This is a genomic window from Frankia tisae (genome assembly GCF_025403405.1).
Lineage (GTDB): Bacteria > Actinomycetota > Actinomycetes > Frankiales > Frankiaceae > Frankia > Frankia tisai.
In genome coordinates, this window is record NZ_JANEZT010000231.1 from 1 (window position 1) to 10,947 (window position 10,947).

At 74.1% G+C, this 10,947-nt stretch carries 9 protein-coding genes; 4 read left to right on the forward strand and 5 right to left on the reverse strand.

Going from position 1 to position 10,947, the window contains the following annotated elements:
• The 3 genes from NBZ85_RS20335 to NBZ85_RS20345 form a co-directional block, all read right to left on the reverse strand.
• The coding region (locus tag NBZ85_RS20335; protein ID WP_261562417.1) for a MerR family transcriptional regulator at positions 1 to 1,118 on the reverse strand (1,118 nt) is incomplete at its 3' end.
• Between the two features lie 122 nt (positions 1,119 to 1,240).
• Positions 1,241 to 2,032 (reverse strand): endonuclease/exonuclease/phosphatase family protein, encoded by a 792-nt coding sequence (locus NBZ85_RS20340; protein ID WP_261556927.1) that lies wholly within the window; start codon positions 2,030 to 2,032, stop codon positions 1,241 to 1,243.
• 102 nt (positions 2,033 to 2,134) lie between these two features.
• Positions 2,135 to 3,589, reverse strand: coding sequence for a PucR-like N-terminal domain-containing protein (locus NBZ85_RS20345; RefSeq protein ID WP_261556928.1), 1,455 nt, complete (start codon positions 3,587 to 3,589; stop codon positions 2,135 to 2,137).
• A gap of 100 nt (positions 3,590 to 3,689) precedes the next feature.
• On the opposite strand from NBZ85_RS20345, the gene NBZ85_RS20350 reads away from it, so the two are divergent.
• The 3 genes from NBZ85_RS20350 to NBZ85_RS20360 all read left to right on the forward strand — a co-directional run bounded on the left by NBZ85_RS20350 (position 3,690) and on the right by NBZ85_RS20360 (position 7,051).
• Positions 3,690 to 4,061 (forward strand): hypothetical protein, encoded by a 372-nt coding sequence (locus NBZ85_RS20350; protein ID WP_261556929.1) that lies wholly within the window; start codon positions 3,690 to 3,692, stop codon positions 4,059 to 4,061.
• Positions 4,062 to 4,361: 300 nt separating this feature from the next.
• Positions 4,362 to 5,663 (forward strand): M16 family metallopeptidase, encoded by a 1,302-nt coding sequence (locus NBZ85_RS20355; RefSeq protein ID WP_261556939.1) that lies wholly within the window; start codon positions 4,362 to 4,364, stop codon positions 5,661 to 5,663.
• Positions 5,660 to 7,051, forward strand: coding sequence for a M16 family metallopeptidase (locus tag NBZ85_RS20360; RefSeq protein WP_261556930.1), 1,392 nt, complete (start codon positions 5,660 to 5,662; stop codon positions 7,049 to 7,051). Before NBZ85_RS20355 ends, NBZ85_RS20360 begins: the two co-directional genes overlap by 4 nt.
• Before the next feature lie 131 nt (positions 7,052 to 7,182).
• On the opposite strand, the gene NBZ85_RS20365 is transcribed toward NBZ85_RS20360, so the two are convergent.
• Together NBZ85_RS20365 and NBZ85_RS20370 are read right to left on the reverse strand one after the other, a co-directional pair.
• Entirely contained in the window at positions 7,183 to 8,607 is a 1,425-nt protein-coding gene (locus tag NBZ85_RS20365; RefSeq protein ID WP_264762014.1) for an ANTAR domain-containing protein, read from the reverse strand.
• A 188-nt stretch (positions 8,608 to 8,795) separates the two neighbouring features.
• Entirely contained in the window at positions 8,796 to 9,035 is a 240-nt protein-coding gene (locus NBZ85_RS20370; protein ID WP_261556932.1) for a mycoredoxin, read from the reverse strand.
• 95 nt (positions 9,036 to 9,130) lie between these two features.
• Here NBZ85_RS20370 and NBZ85_RS20375 point away from each other — a divergent pair.
• A partial coding sequence (locus tag NBZ85_RS20375) for an ATP-dependent helicase (RefSeq protein ID WP_261562418.1) occupies positions 9,131 to 10,947 on the forward strand: 1,817 nt, incomplete at its 3' end.

The window sequence follows — 10,947 nt, forward strand, 5'->3', positions numbered from 1 at the left end:
ACGTCGGCCACGACGCAGCTGACGTTGTCCGCGCCGCCGGTGTCGTTGGCGAGGGCGACGAGGTCGCGGACCGCCTGCTCCGGCTCGGCCGCCGAGGCCAGCACCCGGCGCAGCGCCGCCGCCGGCACCGCCCCGGAAAGCCCGTCGGAGCAGAGCAGGTAGCGGTCGCCGCGGCGCACCTCGTGCAACCCGATGTCAGGGAAGGTCGCCTGCCCGCCGTCCAGCGCGCGCAGCAGGAGCAGGCGCTGCGGGTGGGTCGCTGCCTCCTCCGGGCGCAGGCGCCCGTCCTCGACCATCAACCGGACGAAGGTGTGGTCATGGGTGATCTGCCGCAACTCACCGCCGCGCAGGAGGTAGGCCCGGGAGTCGCCGATGTGAACGAGTGCCAGGGCCGATCCAGTCCAGAGCATGGCCGTCAACGTTGTCCCGGCCGTAGGCGAGACCGCGGCGGAATCGGGGTGGACGAGGGCCCGGATGGCCCGGTTCGCCCGCGTGACCGCGTCGGCGAGGAAGCCGAGCAGCTCTCCGGGTGGGATGGGGGCGGCTTCCAGCCGCGCCACGGCGTCGATGGCTGCGGCACCGGCCGCGGCGCCGTCGGCACCGAAGCCGTCGGCAACGGCGAGCACGGTCGAGCCGGCGTGCACCGCATCCTGGTTGCTTGGGCGGACGAGGCCCCGGTCCGTCAGCGCGGCGTGCCGCAGCGTCAGCAGGGAGGCCGGGGCATGAGCGGAGGGCACGCCCGCGGTCGTGGGCTGGATGATCGGGTCCGGGTCGGACATGTCGACAACCCTTCGAGAAAGGTGCTTGACGAGGACGGCGGCCAGGTCGCGCCGGGCGGCAGTGTCGGCCTCGGTCTCGGCCCAGAACGCGCCCACCTCACGGGCCGCGGCGGGGCCGTCGAGGTCGCAGACCCGCCGGATGCGCGCGAGCGGCATCCCCAGCCGGCGCAGCCAGGCCACCAGCCGGGCCTGTTCGAGCTGCTCCGGGGCGTAGCGGCGGTAGCCCGTCACCGGGTCGACCTGCCGCGGACGGAGTAACCCGAGCTCGTCGTAGAGCCGAAGCGCCTTCGGGGACAGCCGGCTGCGCCGGGCGAACTCCCCGATTGTCAGCAGGACCACCGCGGCCACCTCCTCGTGCCGGGCACAGCGCCCGGCCGCGGCCAGGCTCTGGCCTGCCCAAGGGACAAGGTCAAGCCCCGCCGCACCGATCGCGGCGGGCCGGGTCAGATCGGCTGGTCGGGTCAGATCGGCTGGTCGGCCAGATCGACGAGCAGGGCCCGGTGGTCGGAGATCTCCGCGCGCCGGCTCTGGACGGCGGTGACCTCGCCCACCGGCCCACGGGCCAGCGCGTGGTCGAGCTGGACGCGGGGGGCGTGCGCGGGATACGTCGGGGTGACCGCCAGCCGCTGCCAGCGGGTCAGTGCCGCAGGCAGGCGTCCCGGCAGGTTGAGGTCTCCGAGCACGATCAGCGGGCCGTCGAGGCCGGCGAGGCGCCGGGACAACCGCAGTAGCTGCATCGCGTTCCATCCGGGGACGAACGACAGGTGCGTGGTCACGACGGTGAGCGGGCCGCCGGGCGCGTCGATGCGGGCGGCGATCGCGACCCGCGGCTCGTCGTCCAGCATGATCAGCCGCCCCGAGCGGTTCGGGCCGCCCGGAATCGCGATGGGGGAGCGGACCGGGGCCCGGCCAAGGTTGATCACCCGCCACTCGCGGACCGGTAGCAGGCTGATCAGCGCGATGCCGTATGCCGGTTCGCCGGGTGCGCGGGCGCCCTCGGCGGGCCGCCAGCCGGCTCCGGGGGTGCCGAACACGGTCGGGACGAACCGCCAGTTGCCGTCGGTGGCTCCGAGCGCCGCCGCCGCCTCGGCGGCCAGATCGATCCCGCCGGACCGCGGCTGGTCGAGATCGACCTCCTGCAGCCCGAGCACATCCGCGCCAAGCCCGGCGACGGCCGCGGCAAAGCGCCGTGACTCGACCCGGCCGTCGGCGAGGGACAGGCCGTGCATCACGTTGAAGGAGCCCAGCCGCACGCCTGGACCGTACCGGATCGGACGGTCCGGTACGGCCGGGCGGCGCGAGGGCGCCGGGCCCTGCTGCCGGGCCTTGCTGCCGGGCCCTGCCGGCGGGGGTCGTCAGTGCCTGGTCACGGCGCCCGCCGTCGAGTCCGGCCGGGTCGGCTCGGCCGATCCGTTCCCGTCGTTCGAAGCGGCCGCGGGTTCGGTGCCGGTGCCGGCACCGGTGGCGCCGGCGCGCAGCACCAGCTCGAGGTCGAACCGGACGTCGGGATCCTCCAGGCACGGCCCGAACAGCTCGCGGAGCTGGTTGACCCGGTACCGGACGGTCTGCGGATGGATGTGCAGTCGTTCGGCGATCAACCCGCGCTGCCCTCGCAGTGACAGCCAGTGCAGCAGGGTCTCGGCCAGCCGTTCCCGGGTCCGGCTCGGCAGACCGTCGAGGGGGGCGAGCAGCCGGGTCGCCAGGTCCGTCACGAGCCCTGGGTCGCGGGCGAGCACCAGCGCGCTGAGGTGCTCGTCGGTGAACAGCGGATCGGCGGCGACCGCACCGGCGAGCCGGCCGGCGCTACGCGCGTCGCGGGCGAACCGGGCCCGGGCGGCGCTCGCCTTGGCCTGGCCCCACGGCACCGCCGGTCCTACCACCGCGGCCAGGCCCGCCAGCCGCTTCGCCAGGGCTGCCCGCGCCGGACCGCGTTCCGCCGCGCCCATGAACAGCCAGGTGTCCTGGCCCTGCACGGCCCGCGGGCAGTCCGCGGGCAGCAGGAACGGTTCGGTGCGACCGGGCGCGGACCCTGCGGGGACGAGACCTGCGGGGACAAGACCTGCCGGGATGAGACCTGCGGGGACAAGACCTGCCGGGATGAGACCTGCGGGGACGAGACCTGCCGGGATGAGACCTGCGGGGACGAGACCTGCCGGGATGACGACGGAGGCGGCCGGCTCGCGCCCGGCCACCGGCTGCGGTTCGGGCCGGGCCGGGATGAGGACGGCGGCCAGCCGGCGAGGCAGCCGCACGCTGGCCGCCTCGGCGACCCGTGCGACGGCGTCCGCGGGAGCACCGGTGAGCAGCATCTCGCCGATGCGGTCGAGCAGGCGTTCCCGCTCCCCGCCCGCCGCGAACTGCTCGGCGGCGTAGCCCTCGGCGGACGCCGCGGAGATGCCGTCGATGTAGGCGAACATCATCTCGGCGAGGGATACCAGGCCCGCCGCGTCCACGCCGCCGTGGCGCACCGCCGCCTCGCCGAGGCGCCGCCAGGAGACCCGGGCGCCGACCCGGTAGGCGCTGAGCAGGTTGTCCAGCGACCGGCCGGAGTGGACCTCGCCCCGGCCGAGCCGGACGTACACCTCGCGGCTGGCGGCGAGGTCCGGGGCGCAGTGCGGGCCGGCCTCGACCACGGTGAGGAAGCGGTGCAGGGCCTCGGCGACCCCGCGGCGCACGCCGCGGCCGAAGCCGCCCTCCAGCGGGCGGGCGTAGGCGGGCACCTCGCGGGCGATCGCGGCCATGATCTCCTCGCCCAGCGAGTCAACTTCCGCGGCGAGAGTCTCGGGCAGCCCGGCCGGAAACTGTCTCATGGGAACAGTTTGCCGATTGGTGGTCGCCATTTCCCGCACCCCGTCACCCGAGCTGGGCGGCTCGTGGTCGTCGATCGTCCTCAGCCGGCAGAATCGGCCCGTGGACGCTCTGACCGGCATCATCAGCGCTCTGATTACTGGCGTGATCATAGGGTTGCTGGGGCGGGCCGCCGTTCCCCGGTCCCGGCGCGCCCCGATCGGCTGCGTGATGACCATCCTGCTGGGTCTGCTGGGCGCGGCCCTCGGGCTGGTGGTGTCCGCGGCGATCGGCGGCGGCGCCCTCGTGACCCTCCTTCTGCAGGTCGCGATCGCCGCCACGCTGGTCCTTCTGGTCGCCGTGGCCGGCGCGCCCGGCCGGGCGGCGGGTTCCGCCGCGCGGCGCCGCAGCGACCCGGGGCGCTATGGCGGGGCGGCGCGGGCCGGCGGCCGGCGCCGCGCGCGCGACCGCCGAGACGCGGCGCGCGGGTGGTGAGCGTCGGTCGCCGGGCGGCTCGGCCAGCGGCCGCACGGCCGCGCATCGGCTCTCGGGTCGCCCGCCAGGTGCCCGGACGCGGGCCTCCTTTTGTGGGACCGCCCCGGCACCCGGGGCATACCCCGGTCCGCGTTTGCCCCGGGGAACGCACCACCCCGCCGGTGGGCGCGGCCCGGAGCGCATCGGCGGGTGGCGCAAAGCCGGCCGGTGGCCTTCTTCGCCACCGGGGCCGGCCGGCGGGCAGTAGCGTGGGTAACTGTGTCCTCGCCTAGAGAACCCGGTCCGGTCGGCTCCGCCGCGGTGAGGTCGGCCCTGCCGGCATCCTCCTATCCGATCGAGCGGACTCGGCTCGACAACGGCCTGCGGGTCCTGCTCGCACCCGACCGAACGGCGCCGGTGGTGGCTGTCTCGGTGCACTACGACGTGGGCTTCAGGTCCGAGCCCGAAGGCCGCACCGGTTTCGCTCACCTGTTCGAGCATCTGATGTTCCAGGGCAGCGCGAACGTGGGGAAGGCCGAGCATCCCAAGCACGTCCAGGCCGCCGGTGGAATCTTCAACGGCTCCACGCACCCCGACTACACGGACTATTTCGAGCTGTTGCCGGCCGGGGCGCTCGAACTGGCCCTGTTCCTCGAGGCGGACCGGATGAGGGCGCCCAAGATCACTCGGCAGAACCTCGACAACCAGATCGCCGTGGTGCAGGAGGAGATCCGGGTCAACGTCCTCAACCGGCCGTACGGCGGATTTCCCTGGATCAAACTGCCGCCGGTGGCGTTCGACACCTTTCCCAACGCACACAACGGATACGGGGATTTCTCCGAGTTGGAGGCCGCCAGCCTCGACGACGCGGAGGACTTCTTCGACAAGTACTACGCCCCCGGTAACGCCGTGCTCACCATCGTCGGGGACTTCGACCCCGGCGAGACGCTGACGTTCGTCAACCGTTACTTCGGCGACATCCCCGCCCGCGCAGTGCCGCCGCGGGCGAGCTTCACGGAGCCGGTGCCCACGGCGGAGCGCCGGGCGGTCATCGTCGACCCGCTCGCTCCCCGCGCGGCGCTCGCGGTCGGCTACCGCGTCCCCGACCCGATCGCCGACCTGCCCACCTACCTCGCCTACTACCTGCTGACCGAGGTGCTCAGCGACGGCGATGCCAGCCGCCTGGAGCGGCGCCTGGTCCAGAAGGACCGCTCGGTCATCGGGGTCAGCACGTACCTGGGCACCTTCGGCGACCCGTTCGAGCAGCGCGACCCGCTGCTGCTCACCCTGGAGGCCCGCCAGTCCGAGGAGTCCAGCGCCGACGTGGTCCTCGCGGCCGTCGACGAGGAGCTCGGCCGGCTCGCGGGGGACGGCCTGGAGGAGGGCGAGCTGGAGCGGGTCCAGGCCCGGGTGGCCTCCTCGCTGCTGCGCGCGGCCGACGACGCCCTCGGTCGCGGGCTGGCCATGGCCGTGCACGAGCTGCATCGTGGCCGGCCCGAGCTGGTGAACGAACTGCCGGCGGAGTTGTCCGCCGTCACCGCCGAGGCGGTCGCCGCCGCCGCCGGGTCCCTGCTCGACCAGGGCCGTTCGGTCCTGGAGCTGCACGCCGGCGCCGCCTCATGATCGGGAGTGCTGTGACCTCGACATCGACGAACTCCGCGGGCGTAGCGCCGGCGGCCACGGCCACCCCGGCCGCACCGGCCGGGGTGATCCCAGCCGTCCGGCCGACCGAGCCGGCGGCGCTGCCAGCCGTCACCGACCGCACCCTCGGCAACGGCCTGCGGGTGCTGGTGGTGGAGCGGGGCAGCGTGCCGATCGTCGAGGTGCGCCTGCGTATCCCGTTCGCCGGGCTCGGGCCCGTGCATCAGGCCCGCGCCGAGGTGCTGGCGGAGACCCTGTTCACCGGGTCGCGGCGGCTCGACCGGGTGGGGCTCGCCACCGAGGTCCAGCGGCTCGGCGGCTCGCTGTCCACGGGGGTCGACAGCGACCGGCTCGCCGTCGTCGGCTCCGCGCTCGCGGTCAACCTCGAGCCGTTGCTGGAGATCATGGCGGACGTGCTGCTCGGCGCCACCTATCCCGACGACGAGGTTGCCGGCGAGCGCGAGCGGATCGTCGAGGACACCGCGGTCGCCCGTAGCCAGCCCGCGGTGATCGCCCGCGAGGCCCTGCTCGAACGGCTGTTCGGTGACCACCCCTACGCCATCGGCATCCCCGACCCGAGCGTGGTCGGGCAGGTCGGCCCGGCGGACGTGCGTGCCCTGCACGCCGAGCGGGTCTCGCCGGCCGGGGCCATCCTCACCCTCGTCGGCGACGTGTCGCCCGAGCGGGCACTGAGTGCGGTCTCCGCGGCGCTCGGCGACTGGTCGGGACGGCCCGCGGCGGGCGCGCCGCCGCTGCCCGAACTGCGTACCGGCCCGATCGTCATCGTGGACCGCCCCGGCGCAGTGCAGACGAACATCCGCCTGGGCGGGGCAGCGCTGGACCGATCCGCCCCGGGCTACGCGGCGCAGCGGCTGGCCAGCACGATCTTCGGGGGGTACTTCAGCTCCCGGCTGGTCAACAACATCCGCGAGGACAAGGGCTACACGTACTCGCCCCGCAGCTCGATCGACCACTACCAGGTCGGATCGCGTTTCACCGTGGCCGCGGACGTCGCCACCGAGGTGACCGGCCCGGCTCTGCTGGAGATCCTCTACGAACTCGGTCGGCTGGCGGTCCTGCCGCCGACGCAGGACGAGCTTGATGCGGCCCGCCAGTACGCGGTCGGCACGCTCGCCATCGGCAGCGCCACCGCCGCGGGGCTCGCCTCGACGCTGTCGGCGCTTGCCGGGGTGGGCATGGGCGTGGAGTACCTGCGCGACCACCCGCGCGCGCTGGCCGAGGTGACGGCCGCCGACGTCCAGGCCGTCGCGGCCGACCTGCTGGCACCCACCGGGCTGGTCACGGTGCTCGTCGGCGACAAATCCAAGATTGCCAAGGCCGTGGGAGCGCTCGGACTGATTGACTCCTGACGCCGCCTGCCGGGTCGAGCGCGAGGCGCGTCAGCCTTCGGGCAGCGCCGCGCGTTCGCCCGGCGGGCGCCGCAGCCAGGTGTCGACCGGCGCCCACCGGGTCTGGTAGATCCACAGGTCTACCGGGCCGGTCAGTGCCGGCCGGAGGTGGACCGCGGTGGCGCCGGGCGGGGCGCGCCGCCCGGCTCCGGCGTCGCGCCGGCGGGACCGCCACTGCCGGCGGGATTACTGCCGGCGGGATTACTGCCGGCAGGGCCGCCCCGGCCACCGAGCTCCCCCGGGAGCACCGCTCGGGGGTCCCCGACCGAGTCCACGACCTGCCGGGCCAGGTCATGGACTCGGCGGCCCATGCCTCGTGCGGTCCGCCGCAACCGCTCGAACGCCTCCCGCGGCCGGATCTGGTTGCGTTCCGCCAGCACGCCGATGGCCTGTTCGACGATCACCCGGGACGCCAGGGCGTGCTCGAGCTGGACAACCGACAGCCGTAGCTGCTCGATCTCGCCGAGATCACGCTCCGCCCGGCGCGGGCGACCGGGTGGGGCGAGGTCCTCGGCCAACAGGTCGGCGAGAACCATCGCGGAGAGGAGATCGCCGACTGGGCGGATCTCCGGCCCCGGGCCCTCCACGACCCAGCCGGCGGGCGTCCGGCGCAGCCGCATGTCCGCGGTGGAACGCCGGGGGACGGCGGGAGCCGGCTTGGCGCTGCCGGTCCCCACGGGTCCGGTGCCGCCGCCGGGAACAACAGACGGCGGAGCCGGACGCGGCGGCCCGCCCCGGCTGGGCGGCCCCGGGCGGGCCACCCGCGCAACGGTCTGCGGCGATGGCACCCGGCCGGGCGACCGCGGGGCGACCGGGATGGCCGAAGCAGCCGGGGTGACCGAAGCAGCCGGGGTGGCTGAAGCAGCCGAAGCGGCCGGGGCCGGTCTGTCTGCGGGCCTCGGCGTGGCATCCTCCGGCGCGCTGGGCACGCCGGACGGCGGCGGGGATGCCGTGGCAGCCCCCTGCGTGGCTTCCCCGCCCGGTGGCCCAGACCCATCACCGTCGCGCGTCGCGTCCCCGCTCGCGGTGGACCCGTCGCCCGGCGGTTCGACCGAAGCATGGCCGCCGTTGCCGCCGTTGCCTGGGTCGATGGTCACCTCCCGGAGGCCCCCGGGCCGCGGTCCATTGGGTGAGACCGCCGGCGGGGGCGGCGCGGGGATGTCACCCGTGGCCGCCAGGGCGTCGGCGATTGCCCGGACCAGGGTCAGCGTGTCGGCGGACACGGCCACCTCATCGCGGTCCAGGCCGACGAGAAAACCGAGCAGTCGACCGTCCGGGGGGATCACCGGCATCGCGAGATAGCTGCGCACCCCCAGCAGGCGATGTTCAGCCGTGTCGGCCGCGGGATGCCCCGGGCCGACCTCGGCCGCCGCCGTGGGCGCACCGTCGAGCATCCGGGCGATGATGCTGTCCGCCCGGGGATAGTGGGTTCCCTCGCCGAGATCGGCGAAGGCTCCGGTCACGCGGAGATAGCTCGCCGTCGTCGCAGATACCACGACGAAACAGGCTGTCTCCATCCGGTTCAGGGCACGGGCGGCCCGCAGCGCGGCATCGACGGTGCTCCACGCCTGTTCTGAAGGTACTGACGACACAAGCCGAACTCTCCCACAAACTTCACGGGCAGTGACGGACACCGTCCCACGAGCCGGCCGCGTGTGCGGTGGGAAGGTAAGAACTCCCGGGATGTTGTTGCTCTACGTATCCGTTATGCGGCAGAAGTGACCTTCTCGGTGACCTGGCGGACGCTCGGGTTCGTCATCACAGTGCCATCGGGAAAGAGCACGGTCGGTACGGTCGCGTTCCCGTTGTTGGCATCGCGGACAAGTTGCTCTGCTGTCGGGTCGTTCTCGATATCAACGGTGGTGTACTCCAGCCCGGCCTGGTCGAGTTGGCGCTTCAGTCGAACGCAGTACCCGCACCAGGAAGTCGTGTAGATCGTGAGCACGAATGGGCCTCCAAGCCACTGGGACGCAACGGTTGGTTCAACAGCGTCGCGCCTGCGGCGCTTCCCGGCGAGCGCGAGGACTACCGTGTCGAGGGATGTCCGGATCGCCTGCCCCCGCCGCGCGGGCCGCTGCCTCGCCCGCGGCCGGGGATCTGCTGGCCGAGCTCGATCCCGAGCAACGGGCCGCGGCTGATGCCCCGCTCGGGCCGGTCTGCATCCTCGCTGGTGCCGGTACGGGCAAGACGCGCACCATCACCCACAGAATCGCCCACATGGTCGTGGACCGGGGGGTTGGCTCCGGCCAGATCCTCGCCGTGAGCTTCACGACCAGGGCGGCGGGGGAGCTGCGCGGCCGGTTGCGGGCCATGGGTGTGCCCGGCGTGCAGGCGCGCACGTTTCATTCGGCGGCGTTGCGGCAGTTGCAGCACTTCTGGCCGGCGGTGGCCGGCGGGCCGCTGCCCCGCCCCGAGTCCAGCAAGATCCCCCACATGATGCGCGCCGCGGGGCGCCTGCGGCTGCGGCCGGACCGCGCCGAACTGCGGGACCTGACTGCCGAGGTCGAGTGGGCCAAGGCCAGCCTCGTCGCGCCCGGCGACTACGCCCGGATGGCGGCGGCCAGCGGCCGGGAGACCGCCACGCCGGCGGAGGCCATCGCCCGGCTTTACGCCGCGTACGAGGAGGTCAAGCGGGAGGCCGGCGTCGTTGACATGGAGGACCTGCTGCTGCTCACCGCGGCGATGATCGAGGAGCACGGGTTCGTCGCCACCGAGGTCCGCGCCCGGTACCGCCACCTCGTCGTCGACGAGTACCAGGACGTCAACGCGTTGCAGCAACGCGTGCTCGAAGCCTGGCTCGGCGAGCGAGACAGCCTCTGCGTCGTCGGTGACCCGCACCAGACCATCTACTCGTTCGCCGGCGCCACGCCTCGCTACCTGCTCGACTTCCCGCGCCGTTACCCCGACGCGGCCCTCGTCCGGCTCGTGCGGGACTACCGGTCGACCCCGCAGGTCGTGGGGTTGGCGAACCGGCTCGTGCAGGCGGCGCCCGGTACCCGACTCGTCGCCGCGGCGTCGGACGGCCCGCCGCCGGTCTGGCTGGAGTGCGACAGCGAGGCGGACGAGGCTGCCGCCGTCGCCAGCCGCATCCGCACGCTGATCGCCCGGGGAACGCCGGCCAGCCGCATCGCCGTGCTGTACCGGATCAACGCCCAGTCGGAGGCCTACGAGGCCGAGATCGGCGCGGCCGGCATCGCCTACCTCGTGCGCGGCGGTGAGAAGTTCTTCGCCCGCACCGAGGTGGTCGCGGCGTTGCGGCTGCTGCGGGCCGCCCTGCGCTCGGCCGACAGCGATCGGCCCGACGGGCTCGCCGACACCGTCGCCGACATTCTCGGCGCGTTGAACTGGCGGGTGGACCGGCCGTCGGCGGGGTCCGGGGCCGAGCGGGAGCAGTGGGAGAACCTTGCCGCCCTGCATCGGCTGGCCGCCGACCTCGCCGTCCGCTCCCCGCAGGCGGGCCTCGCCGAGTTCGTCGCCGAGCTCGGCGACCGCGTCACCCACGAGCACCAGCCCACCGTGGAGGGGGTGACGCTGTCCACACTGCACGCCGCGAAGGGCCTGGAATGGGACGCGGTCTTCCTCGTGGGGCTGACTGACGGCACGCTGCCGCTCGTCCACGCGAAGACCGCCGACCAGATCGCCGAGGAACGACGCCTGCTCTACGTGGGTGTGACGCGGGCCCGTACCCACCTCATCCTGTCCTGGGCGTTGGCCCGCGCCGACGGCCGGCGCTCGCGGCGCCCGTCCCGGTTCCTCGACGACCTGCGGCCGGTGCGCCGTGGCCTCGGCCTCGGCGCCGACGGGCGGGGCGGCGCTGGTTCCGCCGGCGCGGCTGGTTCCGCCGGCACGAAGGGGGA